At 33.6% G+C, this 26,074-nt stretch carries 18 protein-coding genes; 8 read left to right on the forward strand and 10 right to left on the reverse strand.

All coding sequences use genetic code 11. The features are described from left to right. Positions 1 to 202 precede the first annotated feature (202 nt). The 6 genes from BLP44_RS21245 to BLP44_RS21270 form a co-directional block, all read right to left on the reverse strand. The gene (locus tag BLP44_RS21245; protein WP_008467009.1) at positions 203 to 616 is read right to left on the reverse strand and encodes an RrF2 family transcriptional regulator; all 414 of its coding nucleotides are present in this window, start codon (positions 614 to 616) and stop codon (positions 203 to 205) included. 93 nt (positions 617 to 709) lie between these two features. Beyond that, positions 710 to 1,537 (reverse strand): TPM domain-containing protein, encoded by an 828-nt coding sequence (locus tag BLP44_RS21250; protein WP_091136022.1) that lies wholly within the window; start codon positions 1,535 to 1,537, stop codon positions 710 to 712. A gap of 3 nt (positions 1,538 to 1,540) precedes the next feature. Continuing rightward, positions 1,541 to 1,978, reverse strand: coding sequence for a TPM domain-containing protein (locus BLP44_RS21255; RefSeq protein WP_008467007.1), 438 nt, complete (start codon positions 1,976 to 1,978; stop codon positions 1,541 to 1,543). Positions 1,979 to 2,056: 78 nt separating this feature from the next. Then, a complete protein-coding gene (locus BLP44_RS21260; RefSeq protein ID WP_008467005.1) occupies positions 2,057 to 2,641 on the reverse strand; it encodes a LemA family protein in 585 nt (194 codons plus the stop codon). Between the two features lie 34 nt (positions 2,642 to 2,675). After that, on the reverse strand, positions 2,676 to 3,008 hold the full coding sequence (locus BLP44_RS21265; protein ID WP_008467004.1) for a MerR family transcriptional regulator: 333 nt from the start codon (positions 3,006 to 3,008) through the stop codon (positions 2,676 to 2,678). Positions 3,009 to 3,054: 46 nt separating this feature from the next. Then, positions 3,055 to 4,032 (reverse strand): M23 family metallopeptidase, encoded by a 978-nt coding sequence (locus BLP44_RS21270; protein WP_091136025.1) that lies wholly within the window; start codon positions 4,030 to 4,032, stop codon positions 3,055 to 3,057. A 277-nt stretch (positions 4,033 to 4,309) separates the two neighbouring features. On the opposite strand from BLP44_RS21270, the gene alaS reads away from it, so the two are divergent. Next, positions 4,310 to 6,949, forward strand: coding sequence for an alanine--tRNA ligase (alaS, locus tag BLP44_RS21275; RefSeq protein ID WP_066032622.1), 2,640 nt, complete (start codon positions 4,310 to 4,312; stop codon positions 6,947 to 6,949). A gap of 259 nt (positions 6,950 to 7,208) precedes the next feature. Here alaS and BLP44_RS21280 read toward each other — a convergent pair whose 3' ends face one another. Next, positions 7,209 to 8,954, reverse strand: coding sequence for an ABC transporter ATP-binding protein (locus BLP44_RS21280; protein WP_008467001.1), 1,746 nt, complete (start codon positions 8,952 to 8,954; stop codon positions 7,209 to 7,211). A gap of 354 nt (positions 8,955 to 9,308) precedes the next feature. On the opposite strand from BLP44_RS21280, the gene BLP44_RS21285 reads away from it, so the two are divergent. From BLP44_RS21285 to BLP44_RS21310, 6 genes are all read left to right on the forward strand, one after another. Next, on the forward strand, positions 9,309 to 10,058 hold the full coding sequence (locus BLP44_RS21285) for a hypothetical protein (RefSeq protein ID WP_139159227.1): 750 nt from the start codon (positions 9,309 to 9,311) through the stop codon (positions 10,056 to 10,058). An 89-nt stretch (positions 10,059 to 10,147) separates the two neighbouring features. Beyond that, positions 10,148 to 10,942: a hypothetical protein gene (locus BLP44_RS21290; protein ID WP_091136033.1), complete on the forward strand. Its 795-nt coding sequence runs from the start codon at positions 10,148 to 10,150 to the stop codon at positions 10,940 to 10,942. A 98-nt stretch (positions 10,943 to 11,040) separates the two neighbouring features. Beyond that, positions 11,041 to 12,000: a GSCFA domain-containing protein gene (locus BLP44_RS21295; RefSeq protein ID WP_091136036.1), complete on the forward strand. Its 960-nt coding sequence runs from the start codon at positions 11,041 to 11,043 to the stop codon at positions 11,998 to 12,000. Between the two features lie 205 nt (positions 12,001 to 12,205). Next, entirely contained in the window at positions 12,206 to 17,317 is a 5,112-nt protein-coding gene (locus tag BLP44_RS21300; RefSeq protein WP_091136039.1) for a translocation/assembly module TamB domain-containing protein, read from the forward strand. Beyond that, positions 17,301 to 19,613: a translocation and assembly module lipoprotein TamL gene (tamL, locus tag BLP44_RS21305; RefSeq protein ID WP_091136042.1), complete on the forward strand. Its 2,313-nt coding sequence runs from the start codon at positions 17,301 to 17,303 to the stop codon at positions 19,611 to 19,613. The genes BLP44_RS21300 and tamL overlap by 17 nt, the downstream gene beginning before the upstream one ends. 183 nt (positions 19,614 to 19,796) lie before the next feature. Next, complete coding sequence (locus BLP44_RS21310; RefSeq protein WP_091136046.1) at positions 19,797 to 20,432, forward strand: DUF4230 domain-containing protein; 636 nt, start codon at positions 19,797 to 19,799, stop codon at positions 20,430 to 20,432. Between the two features lie 263 nt (positions 20,433 to 20,695). On the opposite strand, the gene BLP44_RS21315 is transcribed toward BLP44_RS21310, so the two are convergent. The 3 genes from BLP44_RS21315 to BLP44_RS21325 all read right to left on the reverse strand — a co-directional run bounded on the left by BLP44_RS21315 (position 20,696) and on the right by BLP44_RS21325 (position 23,519). Next, the gene (locus BLP44_RS21315) at positions 20,696 to 22,459 is read right to left on the reverse strand and encodes an aromatic amino acid hydroxylase (protein ID WP_091136049.1); all 1,764 of its coding nucleotides are present in this window, start codon (positions 22,457 to 22,459) and stop codon (positions 20,696 to 20,698) included. Between the two features lie 136 nt (positions 22,460 to 22,595). Further along, on the reverse strand, positions 22,596 to 23,042 hold the full coding sequence (locus BLP44_RS21320; RefSeq protein WP_008466993.1) for a hypothetical protein: 447 nt from the start codon (positions 23,040 to 23,042) through the stop codon (positions 22,596 to 22,598). A 66-nt stretch (positions 23,043 to 23,108) separates the two neighbouring features. Then, the gene (locus tag BLP44_RS21325; RefSeq protein ID WP_091136051.1) at positions 23,109 to 23,519 is read right to left on the reverse strand and encodes a group III truncated hemoglobin; all 411 of its coding nucleotides are present in this window, start codon (positions 23,517 to 23,519) and stop codon (positions 23,109 to 23,111) included. Between the two features lie 376 nt (positions 23,520 to 23,895). On the opposite strand from BLP44_RS21325, the gene BLP44_RS21330 reads away from it, so the two are divergent. Next, positions 23,896 to 26,061, forward strand: coding sequence for an RICIN domain-containing protein (locus BLP44_RS21330; protein ID WP_091136055.1), 2,166 nt, complete (start codon positions 23,896 to 23,898; stop codon positions 26,059 to 26,061). Positions 26,062 to 26,074 lie beyond the last annotated feature (13 nt).

The raw sequence follows: 26,074 nt of genomic DNA on the forward strand, positions 1-26,074 counted from the left end.
TTTTACCAACACATACACATCATAGATGAAACAGTATTCACAGTTGTGAAATTATAATTATGTTTTTTTTGCAAAAGATTTTGTCCACCTGATTTACTAGAATGTACTTTCATGAGTTAAAATTTTGTAAATGATTAGTTAATTATTTTTGGCAAATATATAATTAATTCTATCGATTTACTAGACTTTAGAAAATATTTTTTTATTTTTTTACAAGTGAAGCGATTGTGATGCCTTCCATGGCTTTCAAAGTTTTGTCTCTAATAAGCATCAAACCGTGACGCAGACTGCATTCAGACTCGGTTTTGCAATCAGAACAAGGCTCGTAAAAATTAAGAGAAGCGCATGGCAAAAGTGCAATTGCACCGTCAAATAATCGGTGAATTTCTGCCAAAGTGATGTCATTTTTAGATTTTATCAGATAATAACCTCCAAATTTTCCCTGCTTACTGCTCACAAAACGACCGCGTTTTAGATCTAATAAAATCTGTTCTAAAAACTTTTTGGGAATATTAGCTCCTTCAGCTATTTCCACAGTTCTGGAAATGTGATTTTCGTCTTGTTCTGCTAAATAAAGTAAGGCCTTAAGGGCGTATTTTGCTTTATGTGATAACATCTATTAATAAATTGTAAAATGTAAATGTATGATTTTTTAATATTGAAACCTAAACTTGAAACGTGAAACAAATAAAACTTTAAACAAAAGAATTTACCAGCCTCCGCTTGATCCACCGCCAGAGAAACCTCCACCGCCAAATCCGCCGCCGAAGCCACCGCCTCCGCCAGATGAGCCACCACCGAAGCCTCCAAATCCGCCTCCGCCGCTTCTTCCAAGATTACTTAGAATAATAACGTCGAGTAGGCTAGGACCTCCACCGCCATTGTTGCCAGAATTTCCTCCTCCGCCTCTTTTATTTCGAGAGAGTAAAATTAAAACAATTACGACAATTACAATAAAAGGCAGAATAGGAAAGTCTTGTCCTTTTTTTGTTTGTTTACGTTCGCCTTTAAATTTTCCTTTAAAAACATCAATAATAGCATCAGTTCCTTTATCAAGACCATTGTAGAAGCTTCCTGCTTTAAACTCTGGTATAATAATATTTCTGATGATTGTTCCTCCAATTCCAGCCGTTAAACGGTCTTCTAATCCGTAACCAGGATTAATCGCAATCTTTTTTTCGTTTTTTGCCAAAAGAATAACAACTCCATTGTCATCTTCCTTGGTTCCTCCAATTCCCCAAGTTTGACCCCATTTTGTTGCTAATTGGCTTACATCTTCTCCTTTTAAACTTTCAATGGTAATAACTACGATTTGAGTTGTAGTCGAGTCGGAGTAGCGAATCAGTTTTTCCTCTAACTGAGCTTTTTCAGTAGAACTTAAAATATTAGCATAATCGTAAACAGAAGTCTGAAAACTAGGTTTTGGCGGAATCTCAAATTGCGCAAAAATAGTATTGCTGATAAAAAATGCGATAAACAAAAGAGTAATCTGAAAAATTCTATTAGAATTTGAGATTTTAATTTGGGAATTTTTCATTATTTATCCTTTTGATATTTCGTTAGATAATTCGTTGATATCGCCTTCCTGAGATGGAAAGTATTTTTTGAGTTGTTCTCCGGCATTCAAAATACCGTCAACAATTCCTTGTTTAAAATTGCCGGCTTTAAAATGATTCACCATAATATCTTTGGTACAATCCCAAAAATCATTAGAAACTAAATCATTAATTCCTTTGTCTCCACAAATCACGAAGTTTTTGTCTTCAACTGCAAAATAGAGCAATACTCCATTTTTTAATTTAGTTTCATCCATTCGCAATTCATGAAAAACTTCTAAAGCCCTATCAAAATGGACTTTAGAAGTTGTTTTTTCTATATGTACTCTAATTTCGCCAGAAGTATTACTCTCAGCCATACGAATAGCTTCAACAATTTCTTGCTCTTCTTCTTTGGTTAAAAAATCTTCTACTTTTGACATGGAAATTATTTTAGAGTTTAGATTGTAGATTTTAGATTACAGATTAAATCTGAAATCGTTAATCAAAAATAATAATCTTTAGAATTTTACTTCAACAGGTTTGTCCGCTCCAGTAGAAGCTTCAAAATATGGTTTTTCTTTGTATTCGCTCAAGAACCAGTTGTTTGGAATTTTCAAAACATAGCCGTTATACGTTTGTACTGATTCATTGAAACGAGTTCTAGCCGTTAAAATTTGGTTTTCTGTGCTTGCTAATTCATCTTGTAGTTTCAAGAAGTTCTCATTAGTTTTTAAAGTTGGATACTGTTCAACAGAAACTAATAATCTTGATAAAGAAGAGCTAACGCCACTTTGAGCTTGATTAAATGCCGCTAATTGTTCAGGAGTTACATTGCTTGGATCAATTGTTACAGATGTAGCTTTTGCACGCGCTTCAATAACTGCTGTTAAAGTTCCTTTTTCAAAGTCAGCAGCACCTTTTACAGTGTTTACTAAATTCCCGATAAGATCATTACGTCTTTGGTAAGCCGTTTGAACATTTCCCCATTCTTTATTTACAGCTTGGCTGTGTTGCAAAGCAGTATTTTTAATACCAATCGACCAAAATGCGATAATAGCAATAAGTGCTACAATAATTCCTACAGGGATTAACCACTTTTTCATATTTGTTTTGATTTAAGTTTATTTCTATTTTTAATTACAATTCGTTTTTTATCTCGTTCAGTTGCGTTTTTATCGACTCTAATTTACGTATTATTTCGAATTTATCTAACGTTTTCTTCTGACCCTCTTTTAAGTGTATTTTGGCGCCTTCAAGCGTAAATCCTCTCTCTTTTACTAAATGATAGATTAGCTGAAGGTTGGTAATGTCTTCTGGTGTGAACATCCTGTTTCCCTTTGCATTTTTTTTAGGTTTTAGAATGTCAAATTCGCTGTCCCAAAATCGTATCAAAGAGGCATTGACATTAAAAGCTTTGGCTACTTCGCCAATACTGTAATATCTTTTGTCTTTAGAAAGTTCAATATGCATGGTTCGTTTTTTCTATTTTATTTCAAAAATACTATTTTTTGTACTATTAATCTAATGATTGATTTTCTTGGTTTGCCATTTGAGAAATTGCCACATATTCTACAGCCGAAATATTTCCATAATAGAAGTTCAGCGGGTTAACCACTTTTCCGTCTTTATGCACTTCATAATGACAATGAGGACCTTCAGATCTTCCTGTGCTTCCCACGTATCCAATAACATCTCCGCGTTTTACCTTTTGTCCTGGTCGGCAGTTGTATTTGCTTAAATGCGCGTACAAACTTTCATATCCAAAACCATGCCTGATTACGACATGATTTCCGTACCCAGAGGCCGTGTTGTCAGCTCTTTGCACCACGCCATCTCCAGTTGCGTAAATTGGAGCTCCTGTATTGGCGGTGAAATCCATTCCGTTATGCATTTTTCTCACTTTCGTAAAAGGGTCAATGCGGTATCCAAAACCTGACGCGACGCGCTTTAAATTTTCATTTCGCACTGGCTGAATGGCAGGAATCGCTAACAATAAATTTTCTTTAGCTCCAGCTAATTTTAAAATTTCGTCTAGAGATTTAGACTGAATCGCCAATTGCTTCGAAAGTTTGTCAATTCTTTTTGTGGCATTCAAAACCAATTGAGAATTATTGTACCCTTCTAGAGCTTTGTATTTGTCAGAACTTCTAAAACCAGCTTTTCGAATCGAATCTGGAATTTCAGCTTTGTTGAAATAAACACGATAAATATTATTGTCACGTTCTTCTAAAGCATCTGCCGCTTCATCAATTTCATCCAGTTTTTTATTCAAAATGGCATATTGAAGCTTTAAATTTTCAATTTCGCGTGCCTGCAAACGATCTTTTGGAGTTTCAAAATAAGGCGTATTAATTAAAAGGACAAAAACTAAAAAGCCAAACAATGCCGAGGCTAATAAAAACAGTAAGGCGTAACCAATTTTAATTCTTTTTCTGGTTTTTATTTTCGTATAGGCCAGATTTTCTGGGTCGTAATAATATTTTACTTTCGCCATATTTTAAAATACGCTATTTTTGCTCCCTGTAAAATAAGTTAGTCGAATAAAACTGATAAATGTTTCAGCTCTTCGACACTTTTTTTACGAGGATTAATGATTAGATATTGGGGCTATTTTATCATTAGATAATGCGCAAAATAGGCAATTTATTGTTTAAATTATAAGTTTTTTAATCACATTATAAAAAACTTAACGTATCATCAAATGAATGGATTATCTAATCGTCTAATTATCAAATTAACACATTAAACAGACACATTTTTCTAATTTAAATATGAAATCACAAGACGTACGTAAACAATTTTTAGATTTTTTTGAGAGTAAAGGGCATACTATTGTTCCTTCAGCTCCTATTGTTCTTAAAGACGACCCAACCCTAATGTTCAATAACTCGGGGATGGCCCAGTTTAAAGAATTTTTCTTAGGAAACGGAACTCCAAAAAGTCCAAGAATAGCCGATACGCAAAAATGTCTTCGTGTTTCAGGAAAACATAACGACCTTGAAGAAGTAGGTATCGATACGTACCACCACACGATGTTTGAAATGCTTGGAAACTGGTCTTTTGGCGATTACTTCAAAAAAGAAGCGATCAATTGGGCTTGGGAACTATTGACAGAAGTGTACAAAATTCCAAAAGAAAATCTTTATGTTTCTGTTTTTGAAGGAAGTAAAGAAGATAACGTTCCGTTTGATCAAGAAGCTTGGGACATCTGGAAAACTTTAATCGACGAAGACAGAATCATTCTTGGAAACAAAAAAGATAATTTCTGGGAAATGGGAGATCAAGGACCATGCGGACCTTGTTCTGAAATTCACGTTGATTTACGTTCTGAAGAAGAAAAAGCTTTGGTTTCTGGAAAAAGTCTAGTGAATAATGATCACCCGCAAGTAGTTGAAATCTGGAATAATGTATTCATGGAATTCAACCGTAAAGCTGATGGTTCATTAGAAAAACTTCCGGCACAACACGTAGATACCGGAATGGGATTTGAGCGTTTGTGTATGGCTTTACAAGGAAAAACATCAAACTACGATACTGATGTTTTCATGCCTTTAATAAGAGAAATTGAAACGATTACTGGAGCAAAATATACAACTAATGATGTAACCGGCATTAGTGAAGAGCAAAATAAAATGAATATTGCGATTCGTGTAGTGGCAGATCACGTTCGTGCGGTAGCTTTTGCTATTGCTGACGGTCAGTTGCCTTCTAACACGGGAGCAGGATATGTTATTCGTAGAATTCTACGTCGTGCAATTCGTTACGGATTTACTTTCTTAGGAACAAAAGAGCCGTTTATTTTTAAATTGGTTGAGACTTTAAGCGAGCAAATGGGAGATTCTTTCCCAGAAATCAGAACACAGAAAGCACTTTGTTCGAATGTAATTCGTGAAGAGGAGAATTCATTCTTGAAAACATTAGATCAAGGATTAGTTCTTTTAGATGCTGTAATTTCAAATAACAATACAGATACTGTTGATGGTAAAAAGGCATTTGAATTGTATGATACTTACGGATTCCCAATCGATTTAACAGCTTTGATTCTTTCTGAAAGAGGATTGAAATTAGACGAAGAAGGGTTCCAAGAACAATTGCAATTACAAAAAGAGAGATCTCGTGCGGCATCGAAAGTTACGGCAGGAGACTGGAATGTAATTGTAGAAGATGATATTCAGGAATTTGTTGGTTACGACAGATTATCCCAACAGGTTAAAATCACTAAATACCGTAGAGTAGAAAGTGCAAAAGACGGGGAGATTTTCCAATTGGTTTTCAACGCAACGCCATTTTATGGAGAAAGCGGAGGACAAACGGGAGATAAAGGATATTTGGAAGCTCAAAATGGTGATATTGTTTACATCATAGACACAAAGAAAGAAAATAACCAAACGATACATTTAGCAAAATCGTTACCAGAAAACCTTACGGGAACTTTTAACGCGGTTGTTGATGCAAATCAGAGAGCAAAAACTTCGTCAAACCACTCAGCTACACACTTGTTGCACCAAGCGTTACGTAAGATTTTAGGAACTCATATTGAGCAAAAAGGTTCGATGGTAAGAAATGCTTCATTGCGTTTTGACTTTTCTCATTTCGCTAAAGTAAGTGATGAAGAATTAGTAGAAGTAGAAAACTTCGTAAATGCTAGGATTCGAGAAAGTTTACCATTAATTGAAAAAAGAGCTATTCCGAAAGAACAGGCTTTAGAAGAAGGAGCAATTGCTTTATTTGGAGAGAAATATGGTGATTTAGTTCGTACCATTAAATTTGGAGATTCTGTCGAATTATGCGGAGGAACTCACGTTGCCAATACATCAGATATCTGGCATTTTAAAATTATTTCTGAAGGAGCTGTAGCGGCTGGAATCAGAAGAATTGAAGCCATTACAAGTGAAGCAGCAAAAGAATATTTTGAATCTCAAGCTGTTTCTTTAGCTGAAATTAAAGAAGCTCTTAAAAATGCTCAAGATCCGGTTAAATCAATCTTGGCACTACAGGATGAAAATGCCCAATTGAAAAAACAATTAGAAGCTTTATTAAAAGATAAAGCTAAAAACATGAAAGCTGATTTGGCTAAAGAATTGCAAGAAATCAATGGAGTTCAATTCTTGGCAAAACAAGTAGATTTAAACCCAGAAGGCGCAAAAGATTTAGCTTACGAATTAGGTGGTTCTTACAATAACTTATTTGTAGTTTTCGCAACCGCTCATGAAGGAAAACCAATGTTGACTTGTTATATTTCAAAAGAAATTGTAGCTGAGAAAAACCTAAACGCTGGACAAGTTGTTCGTGAATTAGGTAAATATATCCAAGGTGGAGGAGGAGGACAGCCTTTCTTCGCAACCGCAGGAGGTAAAAATGTTGATGGAATTGCTGAGGCTTTGGATAAAGCAGTGGATTTTGTGAAATAAAGATTCTAAGGTTTTTTTATAATATTCAAAAAAGCCGAGAGATTGTAAAATCTCTCGGCTTTTGTATTTTATGGTATTTCTCTTTTTATGTCATTTCGACGAAGGAGAAATCTCCACGAGAAGCTCGACAAAGATTGGATTTTCGTTGCGGAGTTACTTACGGAGATTTCTCCTTCGTCGAAATGACAAATAGTACGTGTATAGATTGTTTAAAAAACTTAAAATCTTAGAATCTTAGAGCCTTAGTGGCTAAAAAAAACTATTTTCGCTCCCCAATCTGCTGGCGCCACATAGCGTAATACAATCCTTTTTCGACAATCAAATCTTCATGTTTGCCTTGTTCAATGATTTTACCTTGTTCTAGGACAAAAATTCTATCAGCATGCATTACGGTTGATAAACGGTGAGCAATTAAAACTGTAATTCTATTTTTGTCTGAGATATTTCGAATAGTGTCATTAATTTCTTCTTCTGTAATAGAATCCAAAGCAGAAGTCGCTTCATCAAAAATCAATAAATTCGGATTTCTAAGAATAGCTCTTGCGATAGATAAACGCTGTTTTTCTCCGCCAGAAACTTTGATTCCGCCTTCGCCGATTGTGGTATTTAAACCGTCTTCAGCACGTTTAAGGAGTTTGTCGCAGCTTGCGCGTTTTAAAGCATCATAAAGTTCTTCGTCGGTTGCATTTGGTTTGACGAATAATAAGTTTTCGCGAATTGTTCCTGAGAATAATTGTGCATCTTGAGTCACAAAACCGAGCTGTTTTCTTAAATCTAGCAAATCAATTTCGGTTGAATCGATATCATTGTAAAGAATTTCTCCTTCTTCTGGAGTATACAATCCAACTAATAATTTTACTAAAGTTGTTTTTCCAGATCCAGACGGACCAACAAAAGCGACGGTTTGTCCTTGTTTGATTTCGAAATTGATATTTTCGACTGCTTTGAATTTAGCTGTTTTATGTTGAAAACTCACATTAGAAAATAGCAATTTCTGGATTGCTCCAACATGTTTTGGAGTTTTAGGACGGAATTCTTTAGGAGCATTCAATAAGTTTTTGAAATTCTCCATAGAAACTTTTGTTTCGTTCAAAGCAATAATAAAGTTTCCTAATTCTTGTAATGGACCAAAAATAAAGAACGTAAAAAATACCATTGTCAATAAATCACCAACGATAATTTTTCCTCCAAACAAGAAGTAATATAAGGCAAAAACAACGCAAGTTCTCAAGAAATGAACCGTTGTTCCCTGAATAAAACTTAAACTTCTTATAAAACGGATTTTCTGTAATTCTAATTGAAGAATTTTAAACGTATTTAAGTTTAAACGTTTTTCTTCTTGATATGTTAAACCAAGACTTTTTACTAACTCAATATTTCGTAAACTTTCGGTAGTAGAACCAGCCAATGCATTAGTCTGATTCACAATTTTTCGAGAAACGATTTTAATCTTTTTTCCCAAATACAAACTAACCAAAGCAATAATTGGCGCTGTAATTAAGAAGATAATCGAAATCCTGAAATCGATTCGAGCAACATAAACAATTACGAATATAAAACCGATAATAGTCTGGAAAATTAACGAAATGGAAAGTGTAATCAGTTTTTCTGAATCGATTCTAACTTTTGTCAGTTTGCTTAAAGTTTCACCGCTTCGCTGATCTTCAAATTCTGCATAAGGAAGATCCAGAGATTTCTTGATTCCGTCAGTATACATTTGAGCGCCGGTACGCTGAATAACCACATTGGTAAAATAATCCTGAAAGTTTTTGGTAATTCTCGAAATCATAGCAGCGCCAAGAGAAAGGCCAAGCCAGAAAGCTAAAGATTTTATAAATCCAATTTCGTTTCCTTTGTATTTTGAGATTCCAACACCACAGTCCTGCATTAATTTTCCTGTGATTACTGAGTCTGACAAACTGAAACAAATGTTGATAGTAGCCATTATCAACGCAAAAAACAAGAGCATTTTGTGTCTGATAATGTAGGTATATAGTAATTTCATATAAGATTTTAAAAAAATGGAAGATGCAAAAATAAGGAATTGTTTTAGTTTCTAGAGTTGGTTTTTGTTATTAAAAATCTAAATTTTTTACAGGTGAAATTGCTGATAGCGTTTTTAAAGTTTTTATGTGTTTCACTTTTTTAATTTGAATATAAGAAGTCATAAAGGCTGATTATTTTTCCATATTTAAGTTTTTTTTGAAAATTTTATTATTTAGTAAACTTTTATATTGTTTGCTATTAGTGTTTTAATAATTGATTTAATTGAAAAATGTGTTTCGATGTGGAATCACGTAAGGTTTTGAATTTCGGTTATATTACGTTTGCACCATTAACAAATTTTAACCAAATCAATATGAAAAAATTATTATGCCTTTTTGGTGCTTTAGCACTAGTTTTAACATCTTGTTCAAGCGATGATTCGTCAAGTTCTTCAGATCTTGTTTTGCTTAAAAAAACTGTTATTACAAGTCCAGAAGGTGATAAAGCTACCGTTAATTTTAAGTACGATGGTAACAAAATAGTAAGTGTAACAGATGATACTGGATTTTTCAATCTGTATTATACTTACACTGGAGATTTAATTACAAAAATTGATTACAAGCTTCCTAATGGAAAGTCAGAACAAGTAAATACTTTTACATACACTAATGATGGAAAGCTATCAACTTTTTTAAGAGTTGAATATGAAGAAGAGGAAGGTGTAGCGGTATTAAGAGGTTACAAGGAAGTTTATACTTATAATGCAGATGGTACAATTTCAGTAAAAGGGTATTCAGGAAGTGATGTTTCTCAAACGGTTGCTTCGGGAACAGCTACAATTAAATTTGTAAATGGTGAAGTAAGCGAAATTATAAGTTCTAACTCACCAAATCATAAATATACTTATGATAATAAAAATAATCCAACAAAAAATATTTTGGGAATGGATAAAATTGCATTTGTTGATGGAGAAGCAAATGGCGTTAAATTCAATATCCTTACAGATACATCAGATGGTAATTTGTGGACAAACAGTACTTTTACATATAATGAGCAAGGATATCCAACTAAAGAAGTTGATAACGGGTCTGACAGTCTAGGTACTACGGAATATTTTTATTAATAATTGAAGATTCTTATTAATAATATTAAGCCAGTTGCAAATGCTTCTGGCTTTCTTAATTTTGAAAAGTATAACAAAATCTCTCAATTATGAAAAAACAATTATGGCTTTTTGGCGCTATAGCTTTAATCCTATCATCATGTTCAAGTGATGAAAATTCTCCTTTGCAAGAAATTGATTCTACATTGCCAAAGACGATTTCTTATGTTTACCCTTCTATTTACTTAGGAACAAATAGTAAAGGAACTTTAACTTACGATGGTAATAAAATTCTAAATATCATTAAAGAAGATTCAAAAACAATATTTACATACAATGGAGATGTGATAATTAAACAAGAAGAGTTTGATATAGAAAATGGGAAAGAAATTAAAAATGAAGAAGTTTCATATAGTTATGAAAATGGAAAACTAAAAACTAAAGTTTTTAGAGAAGACATAAGTGTCGAATATCCCGACGGTTATTATATTGAGAAAGTGGTTTATACTCATAATTCTAATGGAATAATTTCTTACATTGATTACACCGTTGATAATATAAAGAAAACCGAAACTAAAAGTGGAGAAGGAACTTTAACGTATAAAGATGGAAACTTAATAAAAGTGGAAGAAAAGTCTGGTTCTTCAACTGCAACATTAGTTTTTGAATACGATTCCAAAAAAAATCCCCTGAAAAATATACTAGGTTTCAATTTGTTATTAAACGAAATTGATGGATTTGGAACTAATAATATTGTAAAAACTACAAGAACAACAACTGAATTTCCGAATCCATCGGTTTATTTAACGACTTATATTTATAATGATGCTTCGTACCCAACAAAACATACTTCATTTGATGGAGGAGGAAAAAATATTGAGTATGAAATTGAATATACGTATTAACATTAAGTAATATTTAAATTTATAAAAAAGCCAAATACTTCTGTATTTGGTTTTTTTATTGATTAAAATTGGTGAAATTCGTATTTAATTTCAAAATCATGCAATTCAGAACCCAAATTTCCATTTCAAAAAGTAGTAGTCCAATCAATTACGATTCGAAAATACTTTCTATTGGGTCTTGTTTTGTAGAAAATATGGCGGAGAAATTTGATTATTTTAAATTTCAGAATGAAACCAATCCGTTTGGGATTATTTTTAATCCGGTTTCAATTGAAAAATTATTTAGCAGAATTTCTAAACAAGATTGGTTTGAAGAAAAAGATGTTTTCTTCCATAACGAGCGTTGGCATAGCTTTGAAGTACATTCAGATTTAAGCAATTCTGACCGTCAAGAATTATTAGAAACTCTGAATAAAGCTGTAACAGAAACCCATAAACAACTTAAAGAAGCGACCCATATTATCATTACTTTCGGAACTTCTTGGATTTATAGAAATCTTGAAAAAGATGAAATTGTAGCCAACTGTCATAAAGTGCCTCAAAAACAATTTTCAAAAGAATTATTGTCGGCAGAAGCCATTCAAAAAAGTATTCAAAATACAATTGAAATTATTCAGACTGTAAACTCCAATATAAATTTCATTTTCACTATTTCCCCAGTTCGACATATCAAAGACGGATTTGTAGAAAATCAATTAAGCAAATCACATTTATTTACAGCTTTACATCAAGTTTTAAAAACACATAATTCAAAACTCATAATTCATAACTATTTCCCTTCTTACGAAATCATGATGGATGAACTTCGCGATTATCGTTTTTATAACGAAGATATGTTGCATCCCAATCAGATTGCGATAGATTATATTTGGAAACTTTTTAGCGAAAATTATGTTTCAGAAGAAAGTGTTCAAGTAATGAAAGAAGTAGACGAAATTCAAAAAAGCCTGCGCCATCGAAGCTTTAATCCAGAATCAGAACAGCACCAGAAGTTCTTATCAAAACTACAGCAGAAAATAAACATCATAGGAGAAAAACTGCCGCATATTAAATTCTAACTATTAGAATAACCCTCATAAAAAAGTTATCAGTTAATATAAAAAACTTCGTGTCTTAGTGCCTTCGTGGCAAATGCAACAATAAAATTTTAGAATAATTGCTCATAATTATGTAAATTGTTAAGGTTTAAATTTTACATTTTTGTAAAATGTGTAACCCTGCTTTTTTCAGAAGCAATTTTAATCTAAGCGATTTTATTGACGTATGAATAGGAAACCAGTTTATTTTCTTAAAAAAACACTTCGTATCGTAATGTGGTGCGTGGTTTCTGTAGTTGCGCTTTTATTACTTCTCATAATCTTAATTCAGGTTCCGTCGGTTCAAAATTTCGTTAAGGACAAAGCCATTACCTATCTTGAAGGTAAGATCAAAACCAAAGTTTCTCTTGATAAAATTCTAATTAAATTTCCCAAAGATGTAGTTCTGGAAGGTTTTTATTTTGAAGATCAAAAAAAAGATACGTTGCTGGCTGGTAAACGATTAGAGGTTGATGTTGATCTTTTTAAACTCGTAAGCAGCGAACTCGAAATCAATTCGGTTTCATTAGAAAATGTAAAAGCCAATATTTCCAGAAACAAAGACGGCGTTTTCAATTTTGATTATATTATAAAAGCATTCGAATCTAAAGAACCAAAAGTAGAAGATCCTGATGCAAAACCGTTTAAAATTTCTGTAGTAAAAGTAAATCTCGATCAGGTTAAATTCAATTTTAAAGATAATTTTTCGAAGAATGATATCAAAGTCAATTTGACGCATTTTGATACTAAATTCAAAAGGTTTGATCTTGATAAAATGGACTTTAATATTCCCACAATTAATTTAAATGGATTGAAGATAGTTTTAGATCAAGATGTTGTAGAGAAAATTGCTGAAGTTTCAGTCAAAACAGTGGATACAGTTTCGAAACGTCCAGATTTTAAATTGGCATTGGATAAAATCACTTTATCTAAAATAGATATTTTATATGATAATAAAGACTCGAAATTAAATTCGGGTATTAGTTTAGGAAATTTAAATTTAGTAGTAAATGAGATCAATCTTAATGAACAGTTTTTGGATTTTAATACTTTTGAAGTTAAAAATCTTAAAGGAAATTTACGTCTTGGTGCAAAAGATAAGCAAATTCAAGCCCCTGACTTAGATTCAACAGCCATAAAACAAGCAGGCTGGAAAGTAAAACTCAAAGAAACCAATCTAGAAAACATCGCTTTCAAGTTTGATGATGAACAGTCAAAACCTAAAACAAAAGGAATTGATTATGCACACTTGGATTTGGATAAATTCAATTTTAAAGCAGAGAAGTTATATTATGGAAATGATACGATTTCAGGAAATATTAAAACGCTAACCGTAAACGAAAAAAGCGGTTTGCAGATTCAGTCTTTCAAAACCGATTTCTTTTACGGACCGAAAAATGCTTCGCTGGAAAACCTGTATTTAAAAACACCGCAGACTCTCGTTCAGGATAAAGTTAAAGCGAAATATACATCACTTGAATCAATTCAGAAAGATTTAAGAAATCTTGCCCTTGATGCCAATTTGAAACAATCTAAAATTGGTTTTAAAGATATTTTATTGTTTGTTCCCGATCTTCAAAATACAAATCCGTTTAAAAGTAACCCGAATGCGATTTTGTATGTGGACAGCCGTGTGAGCGGAAAAGTAAAAGATTTGAATATTTCGAAGTTTGAAATGAGCGGAATTGGCGCTACAAAAGTTTCCCTTTCGGGGAAAATTGCTGGATTGCCAGATGCACAAAAAGCGTATTACGATTTGGATATCAAAAAAGCTTCGACGACTTCAAAAGACATTAATATGTTTGTGCCAGCAGGAACAATTCCGAAGAATATTCAGTTGCCATCTCAATTAAGTTTGCAAGGAAAATTTAAAGGTTCGGTTCAGAATTTTAAAACCAATATGGCTTTAACGAGCAGTTTTGGAAATGCAAAAGTCGATGCTTTATTTGATCAGCGTGTTAAAAAAAGAGAAAAATACGATGCGCAAGTTTACTTGTTGGATTTTGATTTAGGGCGTTTAATTAAAAACGATTCAATCGGAAAAATTACGCTTAAGGCGAAAGTTAAAGGAAACGGCTTAGATCCTAAAACCGCAAATGCAGCGATTGATGGTTTGGTGCAGAAAGCAGTTTTTAATCGATATACTTATAGAGATTTAGCATTAAAAGGAAATATCGAAAACGGTTCTTTTGCAGTAAAATCTGGAATGCAAGACCCAAATTTGAATTTTAATTTAACTGCTTCTGGCGACACAAAAGATAAATATCCAACCATACAATTAAAGCTGAATCTTGATATTGCCGATTTAGAAAAACTAAATCTGCACGCTGGACCAATGAAGCTTCGCGGAAATGTCGATGCAGATATTGCCAACAGTAATCCTGATTTCTTAAACGGAAAAGTGTTTCTTTCAAATATTCAAATTTTGCAAGAAGCAGAACCAATTGTTTTAGATTCTGTTCGAGTTTTGGCTTTTGCAGATAAAGACAGCAATTCGATCAAAATTTCGTCTCAATTTTTAAAAGCCGAAATGATCGGAAAATATAAATTGACAACTTTGGCAAATTCAATCCAAAAATCATTATCAAAATATATTGATCTCAAAAATCCAAAAGTCAATGCAGAATCAGATGAGCAACGATTGGCTTTTATGCTCAAAGTAGACAATGATCCTGTTCTTTTTAAATTGTTGCCAAAATTAACTGGATTAGAGCCTTTTACGATAAATGGAAATTATAATAATAAAACAGATTCTTTAACTGTAAAAGGAACGATTCCAAGAATTGTTTATGGTGGCAATACCATTTCAGATGGGAAAATCAATATCGAAGCCAAAGAAAATGCGCTGGAATATTTAGTTTCTGTAGCGACAATTGAAAGCGGTTCTTTAAAAATTCCGTTTACAAGTTTGAGCGGAGAAGTTCAAAACAATACTTTGACCTATGCGCTTGAAGTTCAAGATGCAAAACAAAAACAGCAATATTTTATTGCGGGCGAATTTAAAGCAGAAGATTCTAAAAATATTGTAAAACTAGATGCAGACAGCTTTATTTTAAATTATGATAAGTGGAATGTTGATCCTGAAAATGCAATCGAGTTTGGAGAGAAAAGACTTTATGTCAATAAATTCAATTTGAGTAATAATGGAAACGAATTGAAAGTTCAATCGAAAGGAAATCAGGATAATGCGCCTTTACAAGTTGATTTTGTCAACTTCAAAATTGAAACCATTATGAACATGGTTAAAAAAGATGAATTATTGATGCAAGGCTTGATTAACGGAAATGCGTTGGTTGAAAATGTGATGACAAATCCAACTTTTACATCCGATTTGAAAATTGATGATTTTACTTTTAAAGGTTCAAAAGTAGGAGATTTAGAAATAAAAGTTGACAATAAAACTGCCAATACACTTGCCGCAAATGTAGCCTTGAGCGATGAAGGAAATGACTTAAAACTTACGGGAGATTATCAGTTAGATTCAGGAAATTTTGATTTTGATGTAGCCATTAACAAATTGTATATCAAAAGCGTTCAAGGTTTCAGTATGGGAAATATTACTGAAGGACAAGGCTTTCTTTCAGGAAATTTCAAGTTGACAGGAAATACTTCTGCTCCACAAATTAATGGAGAATTGAATTTTAATGACGCTGGTTTTAGAGTCACACAGCTCAATTCGTACTTTAAAACCAAAAACGAAAAAATCACTTTCAATAACGAAACAATTTCATTTGATAAATTCTCTCTTTTTGATGAAAATGACAATGAACTGTTTGTAAACGGAACCATTCAGTCGCCAGATTTTGTGAAGTATAATTTCAATCTGCTGGTTGAGGCAAACGATTTTAGAGCGATTCACTCGCAAGCAAAAGACAATGATTTATTTTATGGCGATTTGTTTTTAGATACAAAACTAAATATCAAAGGAAATCTAGACAGTCCAGTGGTTGACGGAACGATCAAAATTAATAAAGAAACCAAGTTTACAGTCGTAATGCCACAGTCAGATCCGTCAATAGCAGACCGAGAAGGGATTGTAGAATTTGTTGACGAAGATAATCTGTACTTGAAGCAAACGGTTGATATGCAGAACAAACTAAATCAGTCGGAATTGAAAGGAATGGATGTAAATGTAGCTATTTCGATCAATAAAGAAGCAGAATTGACTTTGCTGATTGATAAAGGAAATGGCGATTATTTGAATTTGAAAGGAGAAGCAGAATTAGTTGGAGGAATCGATCAATCAGGAAAGACAACTTTGACTGGGAAATATGAATTTTCAGACGGTTCTTATCAAATGAATTTCAACGGAATTAAACGAAAATTTGATATTCAAAAAGGAAGTTTTATCACTTGGAATGGCGAACCGACAATGGCAACTTTAAATATTACAGCGATTTATAAAGTAAACACAGCGCCAATTGATTTATTAGGAAATCAGATAAAAGGTGAACCTCAAGCGGTGCAAAACACCTACAAGCAAAAGCTTCCTTTTCAGACCTTATTAAAAATGAATGGAGAATTGCTGAAACCAGAAATCTCATTTGGAATAGTGCTTCCGGAAGGAAATTATAATGTTTCTACAGATGTCGTAGAAATGACTCAGACAAAACTTAAACAGCTGGAACAAGATCCAGCTGAACTGAACAAACAAGTTTTTGCCCTTTTATTATTGAACAGATTTGTGGGCGAAAATCCTTTTGCAAGCGAAAGCGGCGGTGTAAGTGCAGAATCTTTTGCCAGACAGAGTGTGAGCAAAATACTTTCGCAACAATTGAATAATCTGGCTGGAGATCTTATTGAAGGATTTGAAGTCAATTTTGATTTAGAATCGACAGAAGATTATACAACAGGAACCATGCAAAACCGAACCGATTTAAATGTCGAAGTTTCTAAAAAATTACTCGATGATCGATTGAAAATTACTGTTGGAAGCAGTTTTGGAGTAGAAGGCCAGGAACGTGCCAATGAAGAATCTACCAATATTGCAGGTGATGTCGCTTTAGATTATCAATTAACAAAAGATGGCCGTTACATGATTCGTGCTTATCGTAAAAATCAATATCAGGTTGCGGTTGAAGGTCAGGTAATCGAGACAGGAGTTGCATTTGTAATTACAATGAGCTACAATAAATTTAGAGAGCTTTTTCATCGCACAGAAGAAGAAAAAGAGTTGATAAAAGAAGAAAAAATTCGCAAGGAAAAAGAAAAGCAAAAAAAGAAAGAGGACAAAGAAAAAGAAAAACTGCAGGAGAACGAAGACGAAAAAACTATTGAAGGAAATGAGCAAAAAACATAATCATAGAAATATATATTTACAGTATATCGCGCTGCTTTCCTTATTTTTTGTTTTAGGATGCAGCAATACAAAGTATCTTCCTGAAGGCGAGTTGCTTTATACAGGCGGTTCTGTTACCATAAAAGATTCGATTATGAAGAAGAAAGATCGAAAAGCGTTGGAAAATGAACTAGAAGGCCTGCTACGCCCAAAACCGAACAAACAGTTTTTGGGTCTTCGACCTAAATTATTGATATACAATCTTGCTGGGGAACCTAAAAAAGATAAGGGAACGAGATATTGGCTGCGTAACAAAGTGGGAGAACCGCCCGTACTTTTCAGCCAGGTTGATTTGGATTATAATGCTTCGGTTTTGCGAAATTTTACAGAAAACAGAGGATATTTCAAAACCCGTGTCAGCGCCGATTCAACTGTTCGAAATAAAAGAGTAACCGCAGAATATATTGTGACACCAAGAAAACAGTATATTATAAAAAGCGTAACTTTTCCAGACGATTCTCTTAAAATGTCAAAAATTATTGCGAGAAGCCATAAAAGAAGTCTTCTTAAAGTTGGAAATCCTTATGATTTAGACGTCATAAAGGCAGAAAGAGAAAGAATTGATGCAAGATTAAAAGAAAAAGGCTATTTCTATTTTAATCCAGATTATATTTTGGCAAAAGTAGACAGCAGTAAAGGGGATCACGAAGTACGAATTAGATTGGTAATAAAGGATGATACACCTGTAAAAGCCTTGACCGCTTATAAAATTGATAAGATTTTTGTGTACCCAAATTATTCGCTTACCAATGATAGTGCAGTTTATAGAAAAAGAAATATCACGCAATACAAAGATTTTACCATAATTGATACAGCAGATACTTTTAAACCAAGAATTTACGATCGAACAATTTATTTTAAAAGAGGAGATGTTTACAATCGAAAAGACCACAATTTAACCTTAAACCGATTTGTAAATCTTGGAACTTTCAGTTTTGTGAAGAATGAATTCAAACCCTCAGATTCAATTCCTAACGCTCTAGATTCGTACTACTATTTGACTCTTTTGCCTAAGAAGTTTATTCGTGTAGAAGTTATCGGAAAAACCAATTCTGCAAGCTATACAGGTACAGAATTAAATCTAAACTGGAACAACAGAAACTTTTTGCGAGGTGCAGAATTGTTTACCGCTTCTGTTTTTGGTGGCGCCGATTTTCAGTTGGGAGGAGTCAATAAAGGGAAAAACATTTACAAACTGGGAGCAGAAGTTAGTTTGACTTGGCCACGATTTATAACGCCTTTTCATATTGAAGGGAACAGCGAATATGTGCCAAGAACCAAAGCAACGCTCCGTTATGAATATCAAAAACGAACGCAGTTATATGCTTTGAATTCTTTTAATACTTCTTTTGGGTATATGTGGAAAGAAAATATTCGTAAGGAACATCAATTAAATGTTGTTGATGTGACTTATGTGAGTCCGAATCACGTTACACCAGAATATCTCGCAGACATTGACGAAGATCCAGCTTTAGGAAAAGTAATTGAAAAACAGCTGATTTTTGGCCCAACCTATAATTATACGTATACCAATACGATGCAGAAGCGTAAAAAGCATACCATTTATTTTAATGGTGAATTAGATTTAGCTGGAAATTTAACAGGGTTATTTACTGGAGCAGATTATCCGAATAACGTTAAGACCATATTTGATGTTCCGTTTAGCCAATACGTAAAAATTAGATCCGATTTCAGACATTATTTAAAACTCGGAAAAGAAAGCGAATTAGCCAGCAGATTAATTGTCGGTGCGGGATTTGCTTACGGAAATTCAAACACGCTTCCGGCATCGAAACAATTTGTAGTGGGAGGAACCAATAGTATTCGCGCGTTTAGGGCACGAACTTTAGGGCCAGGAAGTTATGTTATTCCGCCACCAACAAACAATAATTACACTCCCGATCAATCAGCTGATTTGAAACTGGAATTCAATACCGAATACCGTGCAAAGCTTTTCAGCATTGTAAGAGGTGCAATATTTTTAGATGCTGGTAATATCTGGCTTTTACATGCCGATCCAAATAAACCTGGAGCGGAAATTTCAAAAGATTTTATGAAAGAAATCGCCGTTGGAGCCGGAGCTGGTTTACGTTTCGATTTGTCGTTTTTGATTTTAAGAACCGATTTAGCTATTCCGCTACGTAATCCTGCATTGCCTGACGGACAACGTTGGGTGATTGACGATATTAATTTCGGAAGCAGTTCTTGGAGAAAAGACAACCTAATTCTGAATATCGCTATTGGATATCCTTTTTAAAGTTTTTTCCGCCACGAATTCACGAATTATTATAATCTATGTGTTGCTCATAATTGAATTAAAGGGATTTTTTAATTTGTGAAATTGGAAAAAATAATAGACAAAGAATTAGCGAAAATTCGTGAATTCGTGGCAGGAAAAAAGAATAAAAAGAAGTAAATTGGTCTAAAATATTTTAGAGGAATGCAAAACTTGATTAAAAGAATTATAGGTGTTGGAGTTATTGTTTTAGTAATTGTTCTGGGGTTTAAATATTGCCAGTTCAAAAAAGACGACGATTCAGATATTCGATACAATACCAATTTAATTCAACAGCAGATTCTTAATGTTGGAAAGCTGGTTGTTACCGAAGGACATTTTTCAGAAGTCATTACCTATAAAAATCAGCAGAAGTATTTGATGGATATGATTTCTTTTGAGAAAAAAGCACTCATTGTGGTCAATGCCAATGTGACGGTGGCTTACGATCTCCATCAAATGAAATATGACATTGATGAAAAAAACAAAACCATCACAATTTTAAATATTCCGAAAGAAGAAATTACCATAAATCCAGATATTCAGTTTTACGATGTTGAACAAAGCAAACTGAATCCGTTTACGGGTGACGATTACAATAAAATCAATAAATCGGTAAAAGCGAATCTGGCTAAAAAAATCGAAAATTCTACTCTTAAAACCAATGCTCAAAATAGACTTATTAGCGAATTGTCTAAGATTTTAATCATGACCAATTCAATGGGCTGGAAACTGCAATACAACGGAAAAACTATTGAATCTGAAACTGAATTAAGTCAGGATTTGGGGTCAAAGCTATAAAAGAATCTCGCAAAGACGCAGAGTCGCAAAGAATTTTTGCCACAGATTAAAGGATTAAAATGATTTAATACCAAATTCTTGGCTAGTTTTCATAAACAGATTTTCCACAATTTTGTCATTTCGACGAAGGAGAAATCTCCACGAGAGGCTCGACAAAGATTGGATTCTCGTTGCGGAGTTACTTGCGGAGATTTCTCCTTCGTCGAAATGACAAATATTATGTTATTTACTTAATAAAAAACTTCGCATTTTAGTCCCGATAGCTATCGGGATTGTGGCAAATTATCAAAAATCAAATCCAAACCGCCAGAAATCAAATGCGCAATTTCAGGACGTTTTACTTTCAATTGATCTAAATGAACCAATACTTCCTGTAAAAGCTGTTTCTCTTCAGAATCTTTTAAAAGCTCAGCAATTTCAACAGACAGTAACCAATCGTTTTGATGATTATTTTTTAGCTTTTCAAAAACTGATTTTAATTCTATTTTAGCACCTTTATTCGTTCTAATATCTCTAACGGTTGCGTATAAATGTTCTAATTCGTCACGCTCATCAGTATGTTTGGCTTTGATGGTTTTGGTTGACGGAACAATATTAATTAAATCAAAACTATTGACATCAGCCGGACCAGAGAATGCAGAAATTACTTTTTTGCCAATTGCCATATCATAATTGCCCCATTCAGGTTGGAATAAAACCGTCTCGCCATGAGTAACAGTGCAATTTTTGAAACTAATTAAAATAATTTCTCCGTGAAGATTTCTAGAACCTGTAATAATTTCTCCTTCAACAATAATATTGCCTTCGAATTCTAATTTTATTTTTTCGCCTTCAATGATATTATAAGCCTGTAAATCTTTCGGACTCATATCTTCAATCGCAAGATTAAAACCTTTCAATTTTCCAATCGGACTTCCAAATCCGTGTGGATGCGTTAAAGTTCCATGGCCAACTAATTCTTTTTCACGATAAGCCAAAGCTGTTTTTCCTGTTGTTTGGATGTAAACTGGTTTTCCTTCTTCTTCAATGACATTGGTAAAAACTCCTGAAATTTGCAGACCAGTGCTCAATTCAATAGTTCCCAAAGCATTTGATTGAATTAGTTTTTTAATTCCGGAAAGACCTCCAGTTCGCAGAGCCATTTTATTAGCAAATTCTTCTAAAATCAAACTCAAATGAGAAAAAGTTGGCGTTACATAAAGCTGTGGCTGTAATTGTGTAATATCAAAATTCTGATTGGCTGCCGAAATATCGTAAGGGATTTTCTTCACATTATCGGTCATGCAATGGGCACTTTCGCCAATTGAAGAAAGCAATCCCGCACCATATATTTTCGGATTTTCAACTGTTCCAATCAAGCCATATTCAACTGTCCACCAATGCAGATTTCTAATTTGAGCCATTTCAGACAATTCGCCCATATCATTTTGCAAATCGGCTACTGCTTTTTCGGCTTCATCAATTTTTTCTTGTGGAGTATCTTCAGCTTCTTTTAATATAGAAAGCAAACGAATCGCTTCATACATTTGATAATCTTTGTGAGAAGAAATCGCTTTACAGCCAATTTCGCCAAAACGTCTCAAATATTCAGCATATTCAGGATTGGCAATAATTGGAGCGTGGCCGGCACCTTCGTGAATAATATCTGGAGCAGGGGTATATTCAATATGTTCCAATTGTCTGATGTCAGAAGCAATAACCAAAACATTGTACGCTTGGAATTCCATAAACGCATTTGGAGGAATAAATCCGTCAACGGCAACCGCTGCCCAGCCAATTTCGCTAAGAATTCGGTTCATTCCGTACATGCTCGGAATAGAATCAATTTCGATACCAGTTTTACGCAAACCTTCCAGGTAAGAATCGTGCGCAACTTTAGAAAGGTAATCTACATTTTTACGCATCACATATCGCCAAACCGCCTGATTGATAGGAGTGTAATCGCTATAATCTTGAGGTTTAATAAATTGCTGTAAATGTTTAGGCAATCGCTCTAATAACGGATTGGTTTCAATATTTGGATTCATTTCGAAAACGTTGTAGATTTAAAATGTAAAATTACGAATTTATGCCTCGATTTTTTACCATCCATCACAAAATTTTTATTCGAAAGTGAGTTTTATTGCATTTTTGTAGATTTTATAAAGATAAAAGAAATGCTGTTTAGCAGTCATTATTTTCATAATTCACCTTTTCCATTGTCTTTTCGAAATTTTCAATTTCTTTTTTAGTCATTGCAGCTTCTTTGAGATCAACTTTTAATTGTTTCTTAGTGTCTGGACTAATCCATAAACCGGTAAATGTATTTCCATTTTTCTGCAAAATTAAAACACCGCTAAAGCCATGTTCTACCATAACAAATTCGTTTTCTTTCTTTTTGCCCTGAGTAATATTCAGCTGAATCCAATTGTTAGATTTATTATAGCGGTACATTGAAGTAAACATTAAATCTGCAGTACAGGGATTTTCTTCTGTTTTAATGTAAACTGTTATGGGAGTTTTTCCGTCAACAGTTCCTTTATATAAATTAGAAACTGAAGTTTGAGATTGTGCTGATAATTGATTTAAAAATGAGAAGCAGATTGCAATAAAGAAAATTACTTTTTTCATAAATAGATTTTGGGTTGATTCATTTAATCAAATATAAAATTCTGCTTTGTATTTGAAAGAAATTCTTTAAGATTTTTTTACTGTATTTCTCATTTCATTTTCTGCATTTCTAAAATATTCAATTTTATGGCTGAACATAAAGGCCATATTCGTAGCACGCATTTTAGCTTCTTCAGTTATTGGTCCCGCAAATTGCGAATCGATTGTTGAATTAAAAATAGCAATCCATCGGTCAAAGTGCGTTCTGTCTACAGGTAATTGTTTATGCGGCGGAAAAGGTGTTCCAGAATAAGCGCGAACATCAAATAAAATGGTTTGCCAGAAATTGTACATTTTTTGCAGATGGGGTTCCCAGCGATCTTGTAATTTATCATTAAATATTGGCCCGATTAGATCATCCTTTCTAACATTTGCATAAAAGCTATTAACCATTTGCTGGATGTCTTCTATTGTCGAAATATCTTTTAAAGCTGTCATTTTATTGTATTTTAAATAAACTGCAAAAATACAATATATCTTTCTTTTGCTTTCCTGATAATTGTCATATGTCCTTTAATTGCTAGGCAAAATCGTGTTTTGTAAGGAATTGTATAGATTTTATATTTTATGATGAGTTATTTCGATTTTTACAAGTAAGTTTTTTATGATTTTTAATTTTTTAAAATACTGTTTTACAATGTATTGAAAAACAATAAGATCAGTTTTTGTTATAGCTGTTTTTTTAATTTGATGTGTATTTGTAAAGTTAAAAAATTGACAATTTTATAAAAATACTAATAATATTGTGTTGTTTTAGTAAAATAAAACTGAATAAATAAGAAAAAGCTAATTATCAAACCAAAACCACAAAAGAATGCACAAAACTACTCAAACACCTACAATTCGGGTACGTAAAGCGTTAAAACTATTATGTTGCAGTACGCTTTTATTCATGAACAGCTTAAATGCTCAGACGGTAACTCCGTGGATGACTACAGGAGATCAAAGTAAATTATTACAGCAGCAGGGAACTGTAAGCTTCGGAACCAATTCAGGAACAAACCCTTCCACCGTAACAGTAAATGCAGGAACGACCTATCAAACCATGGACGGATTCGGTTATACACTTACCGAGGGAAGCTGTGAAGTTATTTCTGGAATGGCAGCGACTCAGCAAAACCAATTGTTGAATGATTTATACAATCCGACAACAGGATTAAATGCAAGCGTTGTTCGTATCAGTATTGGAGCTTCAGATTTAAGCAGTTCTTCCTACAGTTATAACGAAACTTCGGGAGATACGAACATGAACAATTTCAGTTTGAATGGACCTGATTTAACCTATTTAGTTCCAATTCTTAAAAAAATCCTGCTAATTAACCCAAACATCAAAATCTTGGCAACGCCTTGGTCTGCACCGAGGTGGATGAAAACCAATGGTTCTTGGGTTGGAGGATCTCTACAAACGCAATATTATGCAGCGTATGCGAAATACTTCGTAAAATATTTTGATGCAATGAAAGCACAAGGTATTAATATTTGGGCAATCACACCGCAAAATGAACCAGAAAATCCGCATAATGAGCCAAGTATGCTGATGAATTCTACCGAACAAAAGAATTTCATCAACCAGCAACTTGGTCCGCAAATGGCTGCCGCTGGTTACGGAAACATTAAAATCATTGCCTTTGACCACAATTGTGATAATACGGCATATCCTATTGATGTTTTAAACAATAGTTCTTATGTAGATGGAGCGGCATTTCACTTGTATTTAGGAAACATCTCAGCAATGTCAACAGTAAAAAATGCTACTAATAAAAACGTTTATTTTACGGAACAATACACGGGTTCTGGCGGAAGTTTTAGCGGCGATTTTGGCTGGCATATGCAAAACGTTGTTATTGGAAGCACCAATAACTGGTCTAAAACAGTTTTAGAATGGAATGCTGCCAACAATTCAAGTTTAGGACCACGCACTCCAGGAGGATGCAGCACTTGCTTAGGTGCTATTACAGTAAATAGCAGCACAAGTTATACTAAAAATGTAGCGTATTATATTATTGGTCAGATTTCAAAATTTGTGAAACCGGGTGCTGTGCGAATTGGGGCTTCAAGCACAAACAGCAGTATTCAGTCTGCTGCTTTCAAAAACCCTGACGGGTCAACTGCACTTGTAGTATACAATTCTGGCGGCTCATCAAATACAATAAAAGTGGTTTCAGGATCTTCGGCATTTAATTATGCTGTTCCAGCTTCATCAGCAGTTACTTTTACTTGGAGCTCCGGAACACCACCTACTACCGAATTTCCTGGATATTATAACATTATTTCAAGAAACAGTAACAAAGGTTTAGATGTGGCTGACAATGCCACTACGAGCGGAAGTAGAATTCAACAGTATGATGTAACGAATGGTGGAGGAAGTAATCAGCGTTGGAAATTTGTTTCTGACGGAAGCGGTAACTATTACATTATCGTAAAATCGACTGGAATGTATTTGGCTGTTGAAAATAACGGAACAGCTGATGGATTAAAAGTACAGCAGAAAACATTCTCGTCTTCAAATGAATTCAAATGGACGGTAACAAGTCTTGGCACAGGTTATTATAAAATTATAAACGTAAACAGTGGCAAATCGCTTGATGTTGAAAATGTTTCTACAGCAAATGGTGCTAATATTCAGGTTTGGTCTTATACAGGAGGGTTAAATCAGCAGTGGCAGTTGGTGCAGGTTGAATCTTCTACAGCAAAAAGTGCTTTAGCAGCACAAACGACTGTAGTTGAAAATACAAGCTCAAATGATATGACTATTTTTGTAAATGAAACTGATGATTCTCTAAAAATTGATACGAATCATGAGGGAGATGCTGAAGTGCAGGTTTTCAATATTACTGGACAGCCAGTTTTAAAGAAGAATGTAAAATTTATAAAAGGAAATCAAGCAGAAGTAGAAATTTCTCGATTGCCAAAAGGTGTTTACATTGTAAAAGTTAACGATAGTAAAGGTTCGTATTCGAAAAAAATCTTGAAGCAATAATTACATCCACAAT

Origin of the sequence: Flavobacterium anhuiense (assembly GCF_900101855.1) — a bacterium.
GTDB classification, from domain to species: domain Bacteria; phylum Bacteroidota; class Bacteroidia; order Flavobacteriales; family Flavobacteriaceae; genus Flavobacterium; species Flavobacterium anhuiense.

Bases quoted from the DNA above. Each gene is read 5' to 3' on its own strand.
- BLP44_RS21245 (WP_008467009.1), bottom strand. From the start codon at position 616: ATGTTATCACATAAAGCAAAATACGCCCTTAAGGCCTTACTTTATTTA.
- BLP44_RS21250 (WP_091136022.1), bottom strand. From the start codon at position 1,537: ATGAAAAATTCCCAAATTAAAATCTCAAATTCTAATAGAATTTTTCAG.
- BLP44_RS21255 (WP_008467007.1), bottom strand. From the start codon at position 1,978: ATGTCAAAAGTAGAAGATTTTTTAACCAAAGAAGAAGAGCAAGAAATT.
- BLP44_RS21260 (WP_008467005.1), bottom strand. From the start codon at position 2,641: ATGAAAAAGTGGTTAATCCCTGTAGGAATTATTGTAGCACTTATTGCT.
- BLP44_RS21265 (WP_008467004.1), bottom strand. From the start codon at position 3,008: ATGCATATTGAACTTTCTAAAGACAAAAGATATTACAGTATTGGCGAA.
- BLP44_RS21270 (WP_091136025.1), bottom strand. From the start codon at position 4,032: ATGGCGAAAGTAAAATATTATTACGACCCAGAAAATCTGGCCTATACG.
- alaS (WP_066032622.1), top strand. From the start codon at position 4,310: ATGAAATCACAAGACGTACGTAAACAATTTTTAGATTTTTTTGAGAGT.
- BLP44_RS21280 (WP_008467001.1), bottom strand. From the start codon at position 8,954: ATGAAATTACTATATACCTACATTATCAGACACAAAATGCTCTTGTTT.
- BLP44_RS21285 (WP_139159227.1), top strand. From the start codon at position 9,309: ATGAAAAAATTATTATGCCTTTTTGGTGCTTTAGCACTAGTTTTAACA.
- BLP44_RS21290 (WP_091136033.1), top strand. From the start codon at position 10,148: ATGAAAAAACAATTATGGCTTTTTGGCGCTATAGCTTTAATCCTATCA.
- BLP44_RS21295 (WP_091136036.1), top strand. From the start codon at position 11,041: ATGCAATTCAGAACCCAAATTTCCATTTCAAAAAGTAGTAGTCCAATC.
- BLP44_RS21300 (WP_091136039.1), top strand. From the start codon at position 12,206: ATGAATAGGAAACCAGTTTATTTTCTTAAAAAAACACTTCGTATCGTA.
- tamL (WP_091136042.1), top strand. From the start codon at position 17,301: ATGAGCAAAAAACATAATCATAGAAATATATATTTACAGTATATCGCG.
- BLP44_RS21310 (WP_091136046.1), top strand. From the start codon at position 19,797: ATGCAAAACTTGATTAAAAGAATTATAGGTGTTGGAGTTATTGTTTTA.
- BLP44_RS21315 (WP_091136049.1), bottom strand. From the start codon at position 22,459: ATGAATCCAAATATTGAAACCAATCCGTTATTAGAGCGATTGCCTAAA.
- BLP44_RS21320 (WP_008466993.1), bottom strand. From the start codon at position 23,042: ATGAAAAAAGTAATTTTCTTTATTGCAATCTGCTTCTCATTTTTAAAT.
- BLP44_RS21325 (WP_091136051.1), bottom strand. From the start codon at position 23,519: ATGACAGCTTTAAAAGATATTTCGACAATAGAAGACATCCAGCAAATG.
- BLP44_RS21330 (WP_091136055.1), top strand. From the start codon at position 23,896: ATGCACAAAACTACTCAAACACCTACAATTCGGGTACGTAAAGCGTTA.